Source organism: Dyella acidiphila (assembly GCF_014863405.1).
GTDB lineage: Bacteria > Pseudomonadota > Gammaproteobacteria > Xanthomonadales > Rhodanobacteraceae > Dyella_B > Dyella_B acidiphila.
In genome coordinates this window covers 70744-89133 of sequence record NZ_JACZZA010000009.1, presented here as the reverse complement: position 1 = coordinate 89133, position 18390 = coordinate 70744, and the positions used below count along the sequence as shown (strand labels likewise).

Annotated in this window: 21 protein-coding genes and 1 riboswitch; of the genes, 17 read left to right on the top strand and 4 right to left on the bottom strand. The window is 65.0% G+C overall.

Annotated elements, in window-relative coordinates; genetic code table 11:
- Positions 1–40 precede the first annotated feature (40 nt).
- The 8 genes from minD (at position 41) to IGX34_RS14855 (ending at position 5890) form a co-directional block, all read left to right on the top strand.
- Entirely contained in the window at positions 41–856 is an 816-nt protein-coding gene (gene minD, locus IGX34_RS14890; RefSeq protein ID WP_192556512.1) for a septum site-determining protein MinD, read from the top strand.
- A 5-nt stretch (positions 857–861) separates the two neighbouring features.
- Entirely contained in the window at positions 862–1137 is a 276-nt protein-coding gene (gene minE / locus IGX34_RS14885; RefSeq protein WP_192556511.1) for a cell division topological specificity factor MinE, read from the top strand.
- A gap of 115 nt (positions 1138–1252) precedes the next feature.
- Positions 1253–1732 carry a hypothetical protein gene (locus tag IGX34_RS14880; protein WP_192556510.1) on the top strand — a complete coding sequence of 160 codons (480 nt, stop codon included), beginning with the start codon at positions 1253–1255 and terminating at the stop codon, positions 1730–1732.
- A gap of 30 nt (positions 1733–1762) precedes the next feature.
- Positions 1763–2860, top strand: coding sequence for a glycosyltransferase family 9 protein (locus IGX34_RS14875; RefSeq protein ID WP_192556509.1), 1098 nt, complete (start codon positions 1763–1765; stop codon positions 2858–2860).
- A gap of 73 nt (positions 2861–2933) precedes the next feature.
- A riboswitch (Fluoride riboswitch) is annotated at positions 2934–3036 on the top strand.
- 89 nt (positions 3037–3125) lie between these two features.
- Entirely contained in the window at positions 3126–3506 is a 381-nt protein-coding gene (gene crcB, locus IGX34_RS14870; protein ID WP_225737499.1) for a fluoride efflux transporter CrcB, read from the top strand.
- A gap of 10 nt (positions 3507–3516) precedes the next feature.
- Positions 3517–3879: a DUF190 domain-containing protein gene (locus tag IGX34_RS14865; RefSeq protein ID WP_192556507.1), complete on the top strand. Its 363-nt coding sequence runs from the start codon at positions 3517–3519 to the stop codon at positions 3877–3879.
- Between the two features lie 8 nt (positions 3880–3887).
- Positions 3888–5006 carry a cyclopropane fatty acyl phospholipid synthase gene (cfa, locus tag IGX34_RS14860; RefSeq protein WP_192556506.1) on the top strand — a complete coding sequence of 373 codons (1119 nt, stop codon included), beginning with the start codon at positions 3888–3890 and terminating at the stop codon, positions 5004–5006.
- Between the two features lie 23 nt (positions 5007–5029).
- A complete protein-coding gene (locus IGX34_RS14855; protein ID WP_192556505.1) occupies positions 5030–5890 on the top strand; it encodes a TraB/GumN family protein in 861 nt (286 codons plus the stop codon).
- A 40-nt stretch (positions 5891–5930) separates the two neighbouring features.
- Here the strand turns inward: IGX34_RS14855 and IGX34_RS14850 are convergent, their stop codons facing one another.
- Positions 5931–6395, bottom strand: coding sequence for a hypothetical protein (locus IGX34_RS14850; RefSeq protein WP_192556504.1), 465 nt, complete (start codon positions 6393–6395; stop codon positions 5931–5933).
- A 102-nt stretch (positions 6396–6497) separates the two neighbouring features.
- Between IGX34_RS14850 and parC the strand changes: the two genes are divergently transcribed.
- The 7 genes from parC to IGX34_RS14815 all read left to right on the top strand — a co-directional run bounded on the left by parC (position 6498) and on the right by IGX34_RS14815 (position 12975).
- Positions 6498–8738 carry a DNA topoisomerase IV subunit A gene (gene parC / locus IGX34_RS14845; RefSeq protein ID WP_192556503.1) on the top strand — a complete coding sequence of 747 codons (2241 nt, stop codon included), beginning with the start codon at positions 6498–6500 and terminating at the stop codon, positions 8736–8738.
- A 234-nt stretch (positions 8739–8972) separates the two neighbouring features.
- Complete coding sequence (locus tag IGX34_RS14840; protein WP_192556502.1) at positions 8973–9452, top strand: hypothetical protein; 480 nt, start codon at positions 8973–8975, stop codon at positions 9450–9452.
- A 189-nt stretch (positions 9453–9641) separates the two neighbouring features.
- On the top strand, positions 9642–10481 hold the full coding sequence (locus IGX34_RS14835) for an alpha/beta fold hydrolase (RefSeq protein WP_192556501.1): 840 nt from the start codon (positions 9642–9644) through the stop codon (positions 10479–10481).
- Between the two features lie 10 nt (positions 10482–10491).
- A complete protein-coding gene (locus IGX34_RS14830) occupies positions 10492–10851 on the top strand; it encodes an EamA family transporter (protein ID WP_192556500.1) in 360 nt (119 codons plus the stop codon).
- On the top strand, positions 10848–11282 hold the full coding sequence (locus tag IGX34_RS14825) for a DMT family transporter (RefSeq protein WP_192556499.1): 435 nt from the start codon (positions 10848–10850) through the stop codon (positions 11280–11282). The genes IGX34_RS14830 and IGX34_RS14825 overlap by 4 nt, the downstream gene beginning before the upstream one ends.
- A gap of 217 nt (positions 11283–11499) precedes the next feature.
- Positions 11500–11748: an acyl carrier protein gene (locus IGX34_RS14820; protein WP_192556498.1), complete on the top strand. Its 249-nt coding sequence runs from the start codon at positions 11500–11502 to the stop codon at positions 11746–11748.
- Positions 11749–11757: 9 nt separating this feature from the next.
- A complete protein-coding gene (locus tag IGX34_RS14815) occupies positions 11758–12975 on the top strand; it encodes a beta-ketoacyl-[acyl-carrier-protein] synthase family protein (RefSeq protein ID WP_192556497.1) in 1218 nt (405 codons plus the stop codon).
- A gap of 51 nt (positions 12976–13026) precedes the next feature.
- On the opposite strand, the gene IGX34_RS14810 is transcribed toward IGX34_RS14815, so the two are convergent.
- Both IGX34_RS14810 and IGX34_RS14805 read right to left on the bottom strand, forming a co-directional pair.
- On the bottom strand, positions 13027–13461 hold the full coding sequence (locus IGX34_RS14810; protein WP_338015481.1) for an NUDIX hydrolase: 435 nt from the start codon (positions 13459–13461) through the stop codon (positions 13027–13029).
- Positions 13462–13469: 8 nt separating this feature from the next.
- Positions 13470–13958: an NUDIX hydrolase gene (locus tag IGX34_RS14805; RefSeq protein ID WP_192556496.1), complete on the bottom strand. Its 489-nt coding sequence runs from the start codon at positions 13956–13958 to the stop codon at positions 13470–13472.
- 71 nt (positions 13959–14029) lie between these two features.
- Here IGX34_RS14805 and IGX34_RS14800 point away from each other — a divergent pair, with 71 nt between their 5' ends.
- Both IGX34_RS14800 and IGX34_RS14795 read left to right on the top strand, forming a co-directional pair.
- On the top strand, positions 14030–14836 hold the full coding sequence (locus IGX34_RS14800; RefSeq protein WP_192556495.1) for a phosphodiester glycosidase family protein: 807 nt from the start codon (positions 14030–14032) through the stop codon (positions 14834–14836).
- Entirely contained in the window at positions 14833–17241 is a 2409-nt protein-coding gene (locus IGX34_RS14795; RefSeq protein WP_192556494.1) for a penicillin acylase family protein, read from the top strand. Before IGX34_RS14800 ends, IGX34_RS14795 begins: the two co-directional genes overlap by 4 nt.
- On the opposite strand, the gene dapE is transcribed toward IGX34_RS14795, so the two are convergent.
- Complete coding sequence (gene dapE, locus IGX34_RS14790) at positions 17233–18390, bottom strand: succinyl-diaminopimelate desuccinylase (protein WP_192556493.1); 1158 nt, start codon at positions 18388–18390, stop codon at positions 17233–17235. The genes IGX34_RS14795 and dapE overlap by 9 nt on opposite strands.

Below are 18390 nucleotides of genomic sequence, written 5' to 3'. Positions count from 1 at the left end.
AACGACCGACCATTAAAAGAACACCAGCGGAGACGAACCCTTGAGTGCAGAGATTATCGTTGTGACGTCCGGTAAGGGCGGCGTCGGCAAAACCACGACCAGCGCGTCGCTGGCCACCGGCCTGGCCATGCAGGGCAAGAAGGTGGCGGTGATCGACTTCGACGTGGGCCTGCGCAACCTCGATCTGATCATGGGCTGCGAGCGCCGCGTGGTGTACGACTTCGTCAACGTCGTGCACGGCGAAGCCGCCATCAAGCAGGCCCTGATCAAGGACAAGCGCCACGACAACCTCTATGTGCTCGCCGCCAGCCAGACGCGCGACAAGGACGCGCTGACCCAGGAAGGCGTGGAGAAGGTGCTCGACGAGCTGTCCAACGACGGTTTCGACTACGTCATCTGCGACTCGCCCGCCGGCATCGAAAAGGGCGCGCACCTGGCGATGTATTTCGCCGACCATGCGGTGGTGGTGGTGAATCCGGAAGTGTCCTCGGTGCGCGATTCCGACCGCATCCTGGGCCTGCTCGCCAGCAAGACGCGCCGCGCCGAGCGCGGCGACGGCGCCATCACCCAGCACCTGCTGCTTACCCGCTACAACCCGGCCCGCGTCGAGCAGGGCGAAATGCTCAGCGTGAAGGATGTGGAGGAAATCCTCGGCATCAGCGTGGTCGGCGTGATTCCGGAATCGGAAAACGTGCTCGCCGCCTCCAACGCCGGCGTGCCGGTGATCCTGGACGACAACTCCAACGCCGGGCAGGCCTATCGCGACACCGTGGCCCGCATCCTCGGCGAAACCCGCCCGATGCGCTTCCTTGACGCACCCAAGAAGGGCTTCTTCCAGCGCGTATTCGGAGGTTGACCGCGATGGGTATCCTCGATTTCCTGAAGCGTAAGCCCGAACCCACGGCGGTGGTCGCGAAGGAGCGCTTGCGCATCATCGTCGCGCAGGAACGTTCCACCCGCGGGGCGCCGGACTACCTGCCGCTGCTGCGCAACGAATTGCTCGAGGTCATCAAGAAGTACGTCAACGTCGACCTCGAAGCGATCAACATCAATGTCGAGCGCGACAGCGGCCACGAAGTGCTGGAGCTGTCGGTAGCGCTGCCGGACGGCAAGCCCGCGGGCAACGCGGCGACCTGATGCTCTGCGCCTTCTCCCCGCCAGGGAGAGGGCTTCTTTCCAAGCAACGCAAAGGTCAACCTTCTGCGAGGTTGACCCCTCACCCCAACCCTCTCCTGGAGGGGAAGGGAGCAAGATGCAGCCATCCGTCCTACGCCTCGCTGACATCGACGGCACACCCGTCGAAGCCCTGCTCGCCCGTTACGGCCTGCACTTGGTTCGCGTGGCCGATGGCCAGGCCATTCCCGGCAGCTATTGGGGCGAGGACGAGGCCGGCATCATCGGCCACGAGGTTTATGCGCGCAGCGATACACCGGTGCATTCCCTGCTGCACGAGGCCGGCCACCTGATCGTGCTGCCGCCGGAGCGGCGCGCGACAACCCATACCGACGCCACCGACTCGATCGCCGAAGAGGACGCCGTGTGCTACCTGCAGATCGTGCTGGGCGGCACCCTGCCGGGTGTGGGACGTGTGCGCGTGATGACCGATATGGATACCTGGGGCTATACCTTCCGGCTCGGTTCGGCCCAGGCCTGGTTCGAGCAGGACGCGGAGAATGCCCGCGAGTGGTTGATCGCGCGCCAGCTGCTGACAGCGGCTGGTGAACCGGTATAGTCGCCGCTGCCCAATCGCCGCGAACCGACCGTGCTGAAGAACACGCGCTATTACGACCCGATCAACGACCTGCGCCGCAAGATCGCGCGCCGGCTCATGCGCATGGTGTTCGGCAACCACGGCCAGCCGAGCTCGGCGGCGCTGCCGGACAAGGGCATCTATCGCATCCTGGTCTGCCATGTCAGCCACAGCCTGGGCAATACGCTGCTGCTGACGCCGTTGCTGACCGAACTGGAACGGGTCTATCCGGCGGCGGAAATCGACATTCTTACGCGCAGCCCGATCGCCGACGATGTGTACGGCCATTTCTTCAGCGTGCAGCGCATCTTCCGGCTGCCGGCGCACGGCGTCGGACATCCGTTGCAGTTTTTCGGCACGCTGCGGCGCATGCGCAAGATCCGCTACGACCTGGCGATCGATGCCGATCCGCTGTCGCAGACCGGCCGCCTGCTGATGCTGCTGTCCAACGCCACCTACACGCTGGGCTTCAGCAGCCCGAAGAAGCACGGCGAGATCACTCACGCGGTGCCGTTGCCGGAGAACCTGCCGAGCAAGGGACGCCGTCCGGTCTATCTGCTGCGCAGCGCGATGGGCCGCGATACGTCGGCCGATTATCCGGTTCCCGATATCCGCCTCGCCGACAGCGAACGCGCCCAAGGCCGCGCCACGCTGATGCGCTCGCTGGCTGCCGGCGGCATGCACTCGGCCGGCCGCGGCATCATCGGCATCTTCGCCAATGCCACCGGCCCGAAGCTGCTCGGGGAAGCGTGGTGGACGCGTTTTATCCAGGTGCTGGAAGCGCAGTATCCGGACCATCGCATCGTGGAGATCCTGCCTGCCTCGGGCGTATCGATGCTCAGCTCGCGCTATCCGGCCTACTACTCCAGCGATCTGCGCAAGATCGCCAGCGTACTGTCCAGCCTGGATGTCTACATCAGTGCCGACTGCGGCATCATGCATCTGGCGTGCGCGTCGGATGTGCCGACCATGGGCCTGTTTACCGCCACCAGCGCCGAGGAATGGGGCCCTTACGGCCCGGGCCGGCATGTGATTGCCGGGTATGGCAAAGAACCCGAAGACATAGCGCGCATGGTCGCGGCGATGCCCGAGCTGGCCAAGCCGGTGTAAGTTGGGTCGCCACCCCCGGATCAAGTCCGGGATGACCCAACCTACCAACGCCGCTGCGCATCGGCTAGCATCCCGCTTTCAGGGAGATGGCATGCCTCCCGTTCCGCAAGCACTGCGCTTATGCGAAATGTTCTTGTCGAACAAACCACCGCAAGGTTGATGATGCCTGCACCACCGGTTTCCGGCGGCGCGGGCGTGCCTGTGTTGTCGTGGAACCGACCCATTGCGTCGAACCACTATCCTCGGGAGACAACACAACGTGAGCATGAGCGGATTCCTCGCCGTCGGCATCGGCGGCGCCCTGGGTTGCTGGTTGCGCTGGATACTTGGCGTGCTGCTCAACCCGATTTTCCCCACTCTGCCCCTGGGCACGCTGGCGGCCAATCTCAGCGGCGGCCTGATGATGGGCTGCCTGATGGGCATCTTCGAACACTTCCAGACCCTGCCGCCGGAACTGCGGCTGTTCGCCGCCACCGGTTTTCTCGGCGGCCTGACCACGTTCTCGACCTTCTCGGCCGAAGCCGACACGCTGCTGCTGCGCGGCCAGTACCTGTGGTTCGGCACGCACATCGCCGTGCACCTGCTGGGTAGCCTGGCGATGACCATCCTGGGCATCTTTCTCACCCGCGGCCTGCTGCGCCACTAAGGAGATCGCCATGAGTCTCGACAGCTCCTTCGACAAGAACGCCACCCAGGGCATATTCCTGCGCTTCTACACGCACGTGCATGCCCGGCATAACGGCCTGCTGGTTTCCGAGTGGCTGCTGGAACTGGCCAAGCGCAACCGGCTTGGCGGCGGCTCGGTGTTTCGCGCCACAGCCGGATTCGGCCGGCACGGCGTGCTGCATCACGAGGCCTTTTTCGAGCTGGCCGACGATCTGCCGCAGAAGATCGAATTCCTGCTCAGCGAGGCGAACGCCTACACCTTGCTGCGGCTGGTTCGTGAGGCCAGTGTTGATCTGGTCTATGCGTGGTCGCCCGTACATTTCGGTATCTTGGGGCAAGCAGAAACCACCTAAGGAACACGATGAGCCAGGATTCCTTGAGGCAGCGCGCCGTCGAACTGCTGCAGGCTGCCGGCGTGCATATCGATGGTCCCGCCCCCACCGATATGCGCGTCCACGATGAGCAGCTCTACGCCCGCGTGTTTGCGCATGGCTCGCTCGGTCTGGGCGAGGCCTATATGGATGGCTGGTGGGATGCCGAGGATCTGCCCGGCTTGTTTACCCGCATCCTGTCCAGCCATCTGGACGAACACCTCAAGACCCTGGATACGCTGATCGCCCACCTCAAGGCGCGCTTCATCAACCTGCAGCGCGGCGAGCATGCGTTCGAGATCGGCAAGGCCCACTACGACCGCGGCAACGACCTGTTCAAGGCGATGCTGGGCAAATGGATGATGTATTCCTGCGCCTACTGGGCGCAGGCCGGCAGCCTGGACGAGGCCCAGGAGGCCAAGCTCGACCTGATCTGCCGCAAGCTGCAGCTCAAGCCCGGCATGCGCGTGCTCGATATCGGCTGCGGCTGGGGCGAGGCGCTGAAATTCGCGGCCGAGCGCTACGGCGTCAGCGGCGTAGGCATCACCGTTTCCAGCGAACAGGCCGAACTGGCGCGCGAGCTATGCCAGGGATTGCCGATCGAGATCCGCCTGCAGGACTACCGCGAACTGGCCGAACCGTTCGATGCGATCATGTCGATCGGCATGTTCGAGCACGTGGGCGGCAAGAACTACCGCGAGTATTTCGAAATGGCGCGCCGCTGCCTGCACAACCATGGCCTGTTCCTGCTGCATTGCATTGGCAGCAATCACGCGCCCAGCCGACCCGATCCATGGATCGAGAAATACATCTTCCCCAATTCCATGATTCCCGCCGCCAGCCAGGTGGCGACCGCGCTGGAAGGCCTGTTCGTGGTGGAAGACTGGCACAATTTCGGCGCGGATTACGACCGCACGCTCAGTGCCTGGCGCGTGAATTTCGACTCGGCGTGGCCGGCGCTTTCGGCCCGCTACGACGAACGTTTCCGCCGCATGTGGCATTTCTATCTGGCCGTATCGACGGCCGTATTCCGCAGCCGGCGCGACCAGCTCTGGCAGCTCACCCTCAGCCCGTACGGCGTGCCCGGCGGCTACCGCGTCCCGCGCTGACACCTATTCCGGACCCCATGCTCATGCGTCGATGGCTAGTTCTGTTCCTGCCCCTGCTCCTGCTCAGCGGAAATGTGCTGGCCCATCCTGCGCTGTGGCAGGCCAAGGCCGGCAACAGCACGGTGTACCTGTTCGGTACCGTGCATCTGCTGCCGAACGACACCAACTGGCGCTTCCCTGCCCTCGACCAGGCGCTGACGCAAAGCCAGTCGCTGTACATCGAACTCACCGACGATGATCAGGCCAGCATGGCCGCGCTGGTGCTTCGCTACGGCATCGATTCCGCACATCCGCTTTCCAGCCAGCTCAGCGAGAGCGACAACACCGCACTGGCCAAGGCGGCGCAACTGGCCGGCCTGCCCGGCGGCGCGAGCACGCTGCAGCCGATGAAGCCCTGGCTGGCGGCACTGACTCTGTCGGTCGCGCCTTTGCTCAAGGCAGGCCTCGATCCGGCCGAAGGGGTGGACAAGCAGCTCAAGGCGCAAATGACCCGTGCCGGCAAGCCGGTGCTGGGCCTGGAAACGGCCGAACAGCAGATCCAGTTTCTGGCCGACTTGCCCAACCCCGTCCAGGTCGCCTTTCTGCGCGACACTTTGCGCGATATCGACAAGGACAAAGATGAGCTGCTCACGCTGATCGATGCGTGGAAACAGGGCGACGTGGCGGCCATCGCCAAGCTGGAAAACGAAGAACTGAAAAACCAGGAGCCCGCGCTCTACCAGGAATTGCTGGTGCAGCGAAACACGGCCTGGGCCAACAAGATCCGCAGCCTGCTGAAACAGCCGGGCACCGTCTTCATCGCCGTCGGCGCCGCGCACCTGGCCGGCCCTGACAGCGTGCAGGCGCAACTGGCCCGGCTGGGTATCGCCGTGCAGCAGGATTAGCTGGCACGTTCCGGGCGGCAGTAGCCGCTCCGGTCCTTACTTAGTCGAAGTTGGCCGTATAAGCCTTCGGCTTCAGCGGCTGGCGCGGCATGTGGATGGTGTAGGAATCCATCTTGCCGAGATCCTTCCAGGTGGCGCCCAGCGCCTTGCCGTCGAAAGTCACGCTGACCTGATACACATGCTGGGGCTGCACATTGTCGATCTTCAGCCACGGGCGATTGACCAGGTGCGAATTGGACAAAGTGAGCTTGATCACCTGCGCGCCCGGCAGCACGCGCACCCACGGCGTCTTGCCGCCGTTCAACTGCTCCCAGGTGTTCCTGTCGTTGACGCTGGTAATGCCGCAGATATAGCCAGCCTGCTCCTCGCATACCACCAGGGCGGTATCGGACTTGGGATGATCCTTGTCCTTGTAGCCGAGCAAGGGATGCCGGCCCGCATACAGCATGCAACTGGAGACCAGGGCGCAGGCCACGGCAACGGCGGCAATACGTAGAAAGTGCATGGTGGGGCCCAGGACAGGAATCGGCGCATTCTAGCCTAAGGCCGCCGGCATCTGGCACCATCTGCCGGCCGCGGCGCCCCCTGCGCCCAGATAGTCACTTTCATGAATTTGCAAGCCAATTACGAACAGATCCCGCTCAAGGAATACGCCGAGCGGGCCTACCTCGATTACTCGATGTACGTGGTGCTGGACCGCGCCCTGCCCTTTGTCGGCGACGGCCTCAAGCCGGTGCAGCGACGTATCGTCTATGCGATGAGCGAGCTGGGCCTGGCTTCCAGCTCCAAGCCGAAGAAATCCGCGCGCACCGTCGGCGACGTGATCGGTAAATTCCATCCGCACGGCGACAGCGCCTGCTATGAAGCCATGGTGCTGATGGCGCAGCCGTTCTCGTACCGCTATCCGCTGATCGACGGCCAGGGCAACTTCGGTTCGCCCGACGATCCGAAGAGCTTCGCGGCGATGCGCTACACCGAGTCCAAGCTCAACCCGATCGCCGAAGTGCTGCTGGCCGAACTGGGCCAGGGCACGGTGGATTTCGTGGCGAACTTCGACGGCACGCTGGAAGAACCCAGCTGGCTGCCGGCGCGCTTGCCGCACGTGCTGCTCAACGGCTCGATGGGCATCGCCGTGGGCATGGCCACCGATATTCCGCCGCACAATCTGCGCGAAGTCACCAGCGCCTGCATCCGCCTGCTGGACGATCCGGACGCCACCGTGGCGGATCTGTGCGAACACGTGCGCGGACCGGATTACCCCACCGAAGCGGAAATCATCACCCCGCGCAACGAACTGATGGCGATGTACCAGAGCGGCACCGGCTCGATCCGCGCGCGTGCCGTGTACCAGCACGAAGACGGCAATACGGTGATCACCGCGCTGCCGCACCAGGTCAGCCCGTCCAAGATCCTGGAGCAGATCGCCGCGCAGATGCGCGCCAAGAAGCTGCCGATGCTGGAGGACCTGCGCGACGAATCCGATCACGAAAATCCGATCCGCCTGGTACTGGTGCCGCGCTCGAACCGCGTCGACGCGGACGAGATGATGCAGCATCTGTTCGCCACCACCGATCTGGAAAAGAGCTTCCGCGTCAACCTCAACATGATCGGCCTGGACGGCCGCCCGCAGGTGAAGGATCTCAAGCGCATCCTCACCGAGTGGCTGAGCTTCCGCGTCGACACCGTGACGCGCCGCCTCAACCACCGCCTGGCCAAGGTCGAGCGCCGCCTGCATTTGCTGGAAGGTTTGCGCATCGCCTACCTCAACCTGGACGAGGTGATCCGCATCATCCGCACCGAGGAAGAGCCCAAGCCGGTGCTGATGGCGCGCTTCCGGCTCAGCGAGGAACAAACCGACTACATCCTCGAAACCAGGCTGCGCCAGTTGGCGCGCCTGGAGGAAATGAAGATCAACGGCGAGCGCGATCAACTGGAAGAGGAGCGTGCCAAGATCAACGTGCTGCTGAAATCGCCGGCCAAGCTCAAGGGCCTGATCAAGGAAGAACTGCGCGCCGACGCCGCCAAGTTCGGCGACGAGCGCCGCTCCCCGCTGGTGCAGCGCGAAGCTGCGCAGGCGCTGGACGAAAGCGCGCTGGTGGCCAGCGAACCGGTCACCGTGGTGCTGAGCCAGAAGGGCTGGATCCGCGCCGCCAAGGGCCACGATGTCGATGCCGAAGGCCTGTCCTACCGCGAAGGCGACAGCCTGCTGGCCACGGTGAAAACACGCACCACGCAGCAAGTAGCGGTAATCGACTCCACCGGCCGCAGCTATTCCACGCCGGCGCATACGCTGCCGTCGGCACGCGGCAACGGCGAGCCCCTGACCGGCCGCTTCACTCCGCCCGGCGGCGCACGCTTCGATGCCCTTGCCGCCGGCGACAACGACACGCGCCTGGTGCTGGCCACCGACTTCGGCTACGGCTTCGTCACCCGCTTCGAGGCGTTGACCGGGCGCAACAAGGCCGGCAAGCAGATCATCACGCTCGGCGACGGTGCGCGCGTGCTGGCGCCACAGGTGAGCGCCGAGCCTTCCCGCGACCGCATCGTGGTGGTCACCACTGAGGGCCACCTGCTGATGTTCTCGGTGGCGGAACTGCCGGAGCTGGACAAGGGCAAGGGCAACAAGCTGATCGAAATTCCCAAGAGCAAGCTCGGCAGCGGCGACGAGCGCGTCGCCGGCGTCGCCGTGGTGACCGAGGGCAAGGGCGAGGTCACGCTGTTCGCCGGCCAGCGCAAGCTGACCCTGCGCTGGGCGGACCTGGTCGAATACGGCGGCAATCGCGCCACCCGCGGCGGCGTGCTGCCGCGTGGGTTGCGGCGGGTGGAGCGGATCGAGACCACCGGTTAACCAGGCAGGCGGCCGCATGACAACCTGCAGCTCGATACCGCCATGCCGTCATTCCGGCGAAAGCAGGATGGCGGCATGGTGCATTCAGGGCCGATGACGGTTGCAGATCGCCAAAGCTGGACCTTCACAAACCAAGTCTTGAATGGAACTTCAGGCACCCGCATTCAATCGAACAGGCATGTGCACGGCGGCCCACCGCCGTGCGTTATGTCGGCGATGAACCCCGGAGCTTCTATGAACAGACGAGCCATGACCGCCCTGGCCGCATGCCTGCTGACGACCGCAGCATGGGCGCAATCGGCCAGTCAGCCGCAGCTGAACCTGAAGCTGCCGCCGAACAGTGCCACCAGCGCTCCCGCCAGCACCACGCAACCGGCCAGCGCCTCTAGCGCTACCGCCCAGCCCAACCCCAGCGCCGTCACCATCAACGGTGCACGCCCCGCGTCTGCGCCCGGCGTGTATTACGGCGACCACAGCGGTGCGCGCGGCAATGACACCGCCTCGGCGCCGGCCTGCGACGATTCCACCTACAACAAGGCCCAGGTCCATGGCGACGTGGGCATGGGCGTGGTCAGCGCCAGCCATTTCGGCACCGGCAGCTATCAGTCCGGCAACGTCAACATCACCCAGAACACCGGCAGCTGCGACCACCCCACCGGCAGCATGGGTATTTCCATCGGCGTAAGCCGCTTCGGCGGCTTCAACGGCCACTGAGCCAGGGCCGCCGTAGGTTGGGTTAGCGCAGCCTAACCCGGCAATGCCGGGCCGCTTCGATCAAGATCCGTTGGGTTACGCTGCGCTAACCCAACCTGCGGCAAAGGATTTTTGCCGCCGAAAGCACGTGGAAAGCCTCTCCGGACACACTCTGCGCATATCGCCCTTCGTCTGTCGTAGAGCCCCCCAGTGATCCAAAACGTTGAGTTCCGCTTCGAAGGCGGCCGTTCCGGTGTCCTGCTGATCCATGGATTGACCGGCACCCCCACCGAGATGCGCCTGGTCGGCAAAGGCCTGAACCGCGCCGGTTTCAGTGTCTACGGCATGCAGTTGGCAGGGCATTGCGGCGATGTGCCGGACCTGCTCGCCACCACCTGGCAAGACTGGTACGCCAGCGTGGAAGCCGCCGCCGAGCGCTTCCGCAAGGAAGTCGATCACCTGTTCGTGGCCGGCCTGTCGATGGGTGCGGTGCTGGCGCTGAAGCTCGCCGCCGACCATCCGGACTGGGTGCGGGGCGTGGGGGTCTACGGCGCTACCTTCAAGTACGACGGCTGGGCCACCCCCTGGTATGGCCGCTTCTCCTTCGTGCTGCCACTGCTGAACCGGCTGGGCATCGGCAAGCACCGGATGGTGCATGAGAGCGAACCGTATGGCTTGCGCGACGAACGCCTGCGTGCGCAGATCAGCGGCCTGATGCTCGGTGGTGACAGCGCCGCCGCGGGTCTGCCCGGCAATCCGTGGCCGTCCCTGGCCGAAATGTATTTGATGGCTGGTGTCGTGCGCAGCGAACTGCCCAAGGTGAGCGCGCCGTGCTTTATCGCGCACGCCACCGAAGACGACGTCGCCAGCGTGGAAAACGCGCACCTGGTGGCACGCAGCGTGTCCGGCCCGGTGGAAATGCTGTTGCTGGAAAACAGTTACCACATGATCACCATCGATCAGGAACGCCGCACGCTGATCAACGGCTCGGCGGAATTTTTCTCCAAGATCGCCGCGAGCTGTACGCCCAGCGCGCGCGCCGTCGCCTGACGCCACGCGCATGTCGCTGCTGGTTGCCACGCTGTGGCTGGTCAATGTGACGCTTGATACCGCCGGCCAGCTCGCCTTCAAGGCCGCGGCCAGCGATCCGCACGCCGGCGATGGCGCCGCGCGCTGGCGCCACATGGCGAGCCGGCCATGGATCTGGCTGGGCATCCTCGCCTATGTCACGCACCTGCTGTCGTGGATCGCCTTCCTGTCGCTGGTGGATTTGTCCCAGGGCGTGTTGCTGGCATCCATCAACATCGTGGTGATCATGCTGGCCGGGCGCTTGCTGTTTCGCGAGCGGCTCACGCCGCTGCGCGTGGGCGGGATCCTGCTGGTCAGTGCCGGCGTCGCCATCGTGGGCCTGAGCGGATGAAAACCTGGCGCTTCTATCTGGCCGGCTTCGCCTTGCTGCTGGCCTTCGACACCGTGGTGCAGCTGAGCTTCAAGCTGACCGGCCAGCACGCCTTCCCGCCGGAGGCCAATCTCGCCTGGGTGGCGCGGGTATTCGGCCATCCCTGGATTTATGTCGCGCTGATCGGCTATGTCGGCAACTTCTTCACCTGGATGAGCCTGCTCAAGCATGCGCCGATCGGGCCGGCATTCGCCGCCTCGCATCTGGATGTGGTGACGGTGATGTTGGCCTCGGCGCTGCTGTTCCACGAAGCATTGACGCCGATGCGCCTGCTCGGCGCGGGCGTGATCATGCTCGGCATCGTATGCCTGGCCATCGCCGAAAAAGGCTCGCCGCAGCAGGGCACGGCGCCGTCGGAGTTGGCCACGCTCGATGCCATGGCCGGTGAATGAGGTATTCACGAACTGTCAGGTTCACCTATCTCACGCGAATCTTTGGGCTTGAGTTCACGCTCGCCCGCTACCCTCGGACTGCTTAAGTCCGGTGCAAGGCCAGGGCCGGCGCGGCTTCAAGAAATTGCGCTTCACGGTCAACGCACCCAACCGTCCTTATGGACAACAGCAAAAACCTTCGTCACGCTTGTGCGTGGACAAGCCGGGGAATCGACGCATGAGTACGCAGCAGGAAGTGTTCGAGATCATCAGCAAGCAGGCGAAGATCGAGATCGACGCCGTCAAGCCCGAATCCACGCTCAAGGATCTCGGCGTCGCCTCGCTGGACGCCATCGAAGTGATCTTCGACATCGAAGAACATTTCAATATCAACCTGCCCAACGAAGACACCGACTTCGATACCGGCACCGTAGGCCAGCTGGTTGAAGCCGTGGACCGCCAGCTCGCCCTGAAAACCGCTCAATAATCGAAGTTCATGCCTCGTATCGTGATCACCGGCATGGGCGCCATCTGCGCGCTCGGCCACAACGCTGCCGACACCTGGCAGGCGATGAGCGAAGGACGCAGCGGTGTTGCGCCGATCCGGCGCGTGCTGCCGCAGCGCCTGCGCAACCCGGCCTTGGTCGTGGCGGAAATTTCCGACTTCGAGCCGCGCGCTTTCATCGACGAAGCGCGCCTGCCCTTTCTCGACTCGTTCAGCCAGTACGCCCTGGTGGCCGCCAATGAAGCCATCGCGCAATCCGGCCTGAGCTTCCGCAACGAGCGCGCTGCACGTACCGCCGTGGTGGTCGGCGTGGGCGTTGCCGGCGAGGAAACGCGCGAAGGGTTTTATCAAAAACTCTACGGCGAACAATCCACGCGCTTTCACCCGCTGGGCATCGTGCGCATCATGGGCAATGCGCCACCAAGCCAGATCAGCATGACGCATGGCATCACCGGCCCTACTTTCACCGTCGCCAGCGCCTGTGCTTCGTCCAACCATGCCATCGCGCAAGCTGCACTGATGATGCGCGCAGGGCTGATCGATGCCGCCGTGGTCGGCGGCACGGAAGCCTGCATCACGCCAGGACTGCTGCATGCCTGGGAAGCGATGCGCGTGCTCTCGCCCGATACCTGCCGCCCGTTCAGCGCCAACCGGCGTGGGCTGGTGCTGGGCGAAGGCGCGGCAATGTTTGTGCTGGAAACCCTGGAAAGCGCGCAGGCACGTGGCGCCACCATCCTGGCCGAGCTGGCCGGCGTAGGCATGAGCGCCGATGCCGGCGATATCGCGGCACCCTCCGATGCCGGCGCGGCCGCCGCCATGCGCGCAGCCCTGACCGATGCCGGCATGCAGCCTAGCGACATCGACTACATCAACGCGCACGGCACCGGCACGGTGGCCAACGACAGCACCGAAACCCGCGCGATCCATCAAGTGTTCGGCGAGCATGCACGACGCCTGGCGATTTCCTCGACCAAGCCAATGCACGGCCATGTACTGGGCGGCGGCGGCGCGCTGGAACTGATCGCCACCATCGGTGCGCTGCGCACCGGCATCGTGCCGCCGACCCTGAATTATCTTGGCCCGGATCCGGCCTGTGACCTGGACTATGTGCCGAACGAAGCGCGCGTCATGCCGGTGCAGGCGGCGCTGAGCAATTCGTTTGCGTTTGGCGGCCTCAATGCCGTGGTGGCGGTGCGCAAGGCGCCCTAAGGCCGCGCTGGCTGTATTACGCCGCGCTAATCCCGTACATCCCGGGCTCCGTCATTCCCCCAAGCGGGAGTGACGGTCTTCGGAAGCACCGACCATCAGCGGCAGCAGTTGCTCACGGCTAAGCGGGGCCATCGGCAGATCGCCCGGCTGCGCCGGATCCACCCACTGCAAGGCCTCGATTTCGGCAGCGGCCGTGAATGGGCCGCTGGCGCGCACTTCATACACCACCGCTTCCACGACGCACCCCGGCTCGTTGGCGGCCGGTGCACTGAAGCAGCCAAGCAGGCGCGCACCCTCGCGCTGCATGCTGCAGCCAAGCTCCTCTGCCAGCTCCCGCGCCAGCGTATGCAGATCGTCGCGATCGCCTGCGTCGCGCTTGCCGCCCGGCTGCTGGAACACCTGCGCGCCGCGCTTGCGCACCAGCAGCACGCGCCCCTGTTCGTCGCGGATCATCGCGGCGACGATGCGGATCTTTCGCGCCGCCACGGATTCGCTCACAGCCGACTGTACGTCCACGACTGCATGCGTCCGTCCAGGTACGGCATCACGCCATGAAACGGCCGCGGATCGGCATCGAACACCAGCGGCAGGAAATGGCGGTCGCCTTCCCACATCGGCAGCGTCATGATGCGCTCGCGCTCGATCCACTCCAGCGTACCTTCCGGGTTCTGCGTCAACGGCTCGCCGGTAAAACGGTCGATGACGAAGATAAAGCCCAGCCAGTCTTCACCCTGCTTGCCGAAGCCGGGCCAGTTGAGCGTGCCGCGCAGCTGCATCGATTCGCATTCGATACCCGCTTCCTCGCGGATCTCGCGCCGCATGCAGGCCGCGATGTCTTCGTCCGGTTCCATCTTGCCGCCGAGGCCGTTGTACTTGCCCAGATGCTGGTCGTCCGGCCGCGCATTGCGGTGAATCATCAACACCTTGCGCCGGTCTGGCGAAAGCACGTAGCCAAGCGTGGCGACAATCGGCGTGTACGGCATGGGGTCTATCCGGACGGAAACGCGAAGTCTAGCTCTTGCATCCGTTGCGGTCTGCCAGCGACCATCTGGGAATGCTCCCGTCCACGCCCCACCCACGGTTGCGCCGCCCATTGCCCCGACTGCTCGCTGCGCTCGGGCTGTTGCTGCTGACCGGCTGCGACAGCCAGCTGCAACCGATGGAGAGCCGCGACGTGAATTTCCAGGGCCAGGATTTCACCGTGGTCAGCCTGGACCTGCACCGCGAATCGCTGAGCCTGCACTGGAAGAATCCCGATACCGGCCAGGCCTTCGGCGATATCCAGTCGCTGCGCGAATGGGGCGCGGCGAACAACAAGCGGCTGATGTTCGCGGCCAACGCCGGCATCTACGATCAGTCGTTCTCGCCGCTGGGCCTGTATGTGGAACACGGCAAGACCCTGGTGCCGCTGAATCTGTTCCGCGGCAATCCGGATGCCGGCAATTTCTCGATCCAGCCCAATGGCGTCTTTGCGATCTATCCGGATGGCCATGCGGCCGTGCGCAGCAGCACGCAGTTCAAGGCTGACGGCAAGGCGGTGGACTGGGCCACGCAATCGGGGCCGATGCTGGTGGTGGACGGGCAGATCAACAATCGCTTCGTCGACGATTCCAACAGCACCAAATGGCGCAGCGGCGTATGTGCGCGCAATCCCTATCAGGCGGTGTTTGCGGTGAGCGAGGCGCCGGTGAATTTCCATACCTTCGCCTCGCTGTTCCGCGACAAGCTCGGCTGCCGCGATGCGCTGTACCTGGACGGCACCATCTCGCAGTTCTACATCGACGGCACCGGCTACGCCGGCGCTCCTACCTTCATGGTCAAGCCCTATGCGGGCATCTTCGCGGTGTTTGCCAACCAATGAAAACGCGCTTCCGCTGGTTTCGCGCAGGCCTGCTGTTGTTGCTCCTGATCGTGCTCTGCGCCGTCGGCGCGGGCTGGTGGCTGCTGGCCGGCAGCCGCGCCCAGCTCGATGGCCGGCAGGTGCTGGCCGGCCCGGGCCATCCGGTCACCATCAGCCGCGATGCGCTGGGCACCGCCACCATCAGCGGGCAATCGCGCGACGACATCAGCTTCGCGCTCGGCTATGTGCACGCGCAGGAGCGCTTCTTCCCGATGGACCTGATGCGGCGCATGGCTGCCGGCGAACTATCCGAACTGGTCGGTGCGGCCGCCCTGCCCACCGATATCGACCATCGCCGCCAGCGCCTGCGCGCGGTGGCAGCAGCGGCCTATGCCGCATTGCCGCCCGAGCAAAGGCACATGCTTGATGTCTACCGCGACGGCGTCAACGCCGGCCTGGCGCATCTGCGCGAAAAGCCCTGGGAATACTTGCTGCTGGGTACCCAGCCGCAGGCGTGGCGCTCGGAAGACAGCTTGCTGGTGATCGGCGCGATGTATCTGGACCTCAACGGCGATGGCAAGAACGAGCGCAAACTGCAGATCGCGCAATTGCACACCGTGTTGCCGGCCGGCATGGCCGATTTTCTGCTGTCGCCCGATCCAAACTGGGAAGCGCCACTGAAAGGCAGCGTGTCGCCGTCACCGGTGGTACCCGGCGCCGATGTCTACGATCTGCGCCAGCAGGCCCATGCGGCCGGCGATAGCAAGCTCGTCTATGCCGCTGCCGCGCCGGTGGATATCGCCTACCCCGGCAGCAACAGCTTTGCGGTGGCCGGCAATCTCACCCGCTCCGGCGCAGCCATCATCGCCAACGACATGCACCTGGGCCTGCGCGTGCCGGATATCTGGTTCCGCGCACGCCTGCGCTATCCCGATGCGAGCGCGCCGAACGGACAGCGCGATGCAGTCGGCGTAACGCTGCCGGGCACACCGGCGCTGGTGGTGGGATCGAACGGCCAGATCGCCTGGGGTTTCACCAACAGCTACGGCGACTGGAGCGACTGGGTGCGCGTGCTGCGCGATCCGCACGATCCCGGCCGCTACAAGGTGCCCGAAGGCTGGGCCACGATCGACAAGCACGACGAAGTCATCGCGATCAAAGGTGCGCCGCCGCACCACCTGGAAGTGGATGAAACTCGCTGGGGGCCGATTCTCGCCAAGGACACCGACGGCACGCCGCTGGCACTGGCCTGGATCGGCAATCAGCCGCACGGCTACAACCTGGCGATGATGCAGTTGGAACACGCCGCCAATGTTTCAGCCGCGCTGGATATCGCACCGCAACTGGGCATGCCGCCGCAGAATTTGCTGGTCGCCGACAGCGCCGGGCATATCGGCTGGAGCATCGCCAGCAACAGCATTCCGCTGCGCAGCAGTTTCGATCCGCAGCTGCCGGCCGACTGGTCGCAGCCGAACAGCGGCTGGACCGGCTGGGCTGCGCCTGCGCAATATCCGCGTATTGAAAATCCGGCGGATGGTCGTCTGTGGACCGCCAACAACCGCACCGTCGGCGGCGACGACTTCGCCTTGCTCGGCAACGGCGGCCAGGATGTCGGCGCGCGTGCTCAGCAGATCCGCGACGATCTGCACGCGCATTCGGATTTCGCGCCCGGCAATGCGCTGGATATCCAGCTCGACAATCACGCCCTGTTCCTCACCCGCTGGCAGCAACTGCTGCAGCAGACGCTCGCCAATGTGGACGATCCGGCGCTCAACAGCTTGCGTCAGCTCACCGCCGCATGGCGCAACGAAGCCGCACCGGACAGTGTCGATTACCGTCTGGTGCACGCCTTCCGCGAAGAAGTGCACAAGCTGGTGCTGGCACCGTTTGCCGCGCAGATCCAGCGTCGTTTCCCGGATTTCGAATGGCCCGGCCCCGGCAACCAGGAAGCTGCCGTGTGGGCGATGGTGCAGCAGCAGCCGGCCAACCTGCTCGATCCGCGCTATCACGACTGGCGTGCGCTGCTGTTGCAGGCCGCGCACAATGTCGCCGATACGCTAGGCCAGCAACCGGGCGGCCTGGCGGCCCGCAACTGGGGCGAAGTGAATCACGCCAAGATCGATCATCCGCTGGCGCGCGCACTGCCGGCGCTGGTGGGGCGTTTGCTCAACATGCCGGATGACGAACTGCCGGGCGATCACAATATGCCGCGCGTGGCAGGCCCCGGCTTTGGCGCTTCCGAACGCTTCGATGTGGCGCCGGGGCACGAGGACCAGGGCATCCTGGAAATGCCCGGCGGCCAGAGCGACAACCCGCTGTCGCCGTTCTACGGCGCCGGCCACGAGGATTGGGTGCACGGGCGGCCTACGCCGCTGCGTCCCGGCAGCGACCAGCACACGCTGGTGCTGGAGCCGGCATCAGGCTGATGCCGGCAACATCCGTTCGCAAATCGCCAGATACAGCTCCGGCAGGCGTTCGAGCTCGGCTACGTCCACGCATTCGTCCGCTTTGTGGATGGTGGCGTTGACCGGGCCCAGTTCCACCACTTCGGCGCCCAGCGGCGCGATAAAGCGCCCGTCCGAAGTACCGCCGCCGGTGCTCTGCTCCGAATCGAGCTGGCACAGATCGCGGCATACCGACACCACCACGTCCCGCAGGCGGCCGCCTGCGGGCGTAAGGAAGGGCTCGCCGGAAAGATTCCACTCCAGCTCGTAATTCAGGCCGTGTGCGGCCAGGATCGCCTCGGTGCGTGCGCGCAGTTCCGCCGCCGTGCTTGCCGTGCTGTAGCGGAAATTGATCAGCGCGTGCAGCGCGCCGGGAATCACATTGCTGGCGCCAGTGCCGGCATTGAGATTGGAAACCTGGAACGAGGTGGGCGGGAAATCGGCATTGCCGCTGTCCCAGCGTTCTGCCGCCAGCGCGGCCAAGGCCGGCGCAAAGGCATGGATGGGATTGAGCGCCTTGTCCGGATACGCCACGTGCCCCTGCACGCCGCGCACGGTCAGCGTGCCCGACAGCGAACCACGGCGCCCCACTCGGATCAGGTCGCCAAGTCGCTGCTTTGCCGACGGCTCGCCCACCACGCACCAGTCGATGTGCTCGCCAGTGCTGCGAAAATGCTCGGCAACGCGGCGCACGCCGTCCAGATTGGTCGGCCCTTCTTCGTCACTGGTCAGGAGCAGGCCGACGCGGCCGGGATGATCCGGATGTGCGCTGACGAAACGCTCCAGTGCCACCACCATCGCCGCCACCGAACCTTTCATATCGGCTGCGCCGCGGCCGTATAGACGGCCATCGCGAACCACCGGTTCGAACGGCGGGCTTTGCCACTGATCTTCCGGGCCGCTGGGCACCACATCGGTGTGGCCCAGAAACACCAGCAGCGGCCCCTTGGCGCTCGCCCCGCTCGCAGCATGTGTCGCCCACAGGTTGTCGACCTCGCCATAGCGCAGATGCTCGACGCGAAAGCCCAGCCCCGCCAGACGTTCGCCGATCAGTGGCAGGCAGCCGGCGTCTTCCGGGGTGACCGAACGGCGGCGGATCAGGTTGGTCGCAAGCTCGAAGACGTCCGACAT

Coding starts and splice junctions, on each gene's coding strand:
- minE (WP_192556511.1), top strand. CDS start 862: ATGGGTATCCTCGATTTCCTGAAGCGTAAGCCCGAACCCACGGCGGTG.
- IGX34_RS14880 (WP_192556510.1), top strand. CDS start 1,253: ATGCAGCCATCCGTCCTACGCCTCGCTGACATCGACGGCACACCCGTC.
- crcB (WP_225737499.1), top strand. CDS start 3,126: ATGAGCGGATTCCTCGCCGTCGGCATCGGCGGCGCCCTGGGTTGCTGG.
- IGX34_RS14865 (WP_192556507.1), top strand. CDS start 3,517: ATGAGTCTCGACAGCTCCTTCGACAAGAACGCCACCCAGGGCATATTC.
- cfa (WP_192556506.1), top strand. CDS start 3,888: ATGAGCCAGGATTCCTTGAGGCAGCGCGCCGTCGAACTGCTGCAGGCT.
- IGX34_RS14855 (WP_192556505.1), top strand. CDS start 5,030: ATGCGTCGATGGCTAGTTCTGTTCCTGCCCCTGCTCCTGCTCAGCGGA.
- IGX34_RS14850 (WP_192556504.1), bottom strand. CDS start 6,395: ATGCACTTTCTACGTATTGCCGCCGTTGCCGTGGCCTGCGCCCTGGTC.
- parC (WP_192556503.1), top strand. CDS start 6,498: ATGAATTTGCAAGCCAATTACGAACAGATCCCGCTCAAGGAATACGCC.
- IGX34_RS14840 (WP_192556502.1), top strand. CDS start 8,973: ATGAACAGACGAGCCATGACCGCCCTGGCCGCATGCCTGCTGACGACC.
- IGX34_RS14830 (WP_192556500.1), top strand. CDS start 10,492: ATGTCGCTGCTGGTTGCCACGCTGTGGCTGGTCAATGTGACGCTTGAT.
- IGX34_RS14825 (WP_192556499.1), top strand. CDS start 10,848: ATGAAAACCTGGCGCTTCTATCTGGCCGGCTTCGCCTTGCTGCTGGCC.
- IGX34_RS14820 (WP_192556498.1), top strand. CDS start 11,500: ATGAGTACGCAGCAGGAAGTGTTCGAGATCATCAGCAAGCAGGCGAAG.
- IGX34_RS14815 (WP_192556497.1), top strand. CDS start 11,758: ATGCCTCGTATCGTGATCACCGGCATGGGCGCCATCTGCGCGCTCGGC.
- IGX34_RS14805 (WP_192556496.1), bottom strand. CDS start 13,958: ATGCCGTACACGCCGATTGTCGCCACGCTTGGCTACGTGCTTTCGCCA.
- IGX34_RS14800 (WP_192556495.1), top strand. CDS start 14,030: ATGCTCCCGTCCACGCCCCACCCACGGTTGCGCCGCCCATTGCCCCGA.
- IGX34_RS14795 (WP_192556494.1), top strand. CDS start 14,833: ATGAAAACGCGCTTCCGCTGGTTTCGCGCAGGCCTGCTGTTGTTGCTC.
- dapE (WP_192556493.1), bottom strand. CDS start 18,390: ATGTCGGACGTCTTCGAGCTTGCGACCAACCTGATCCGCCGCCGTTCG.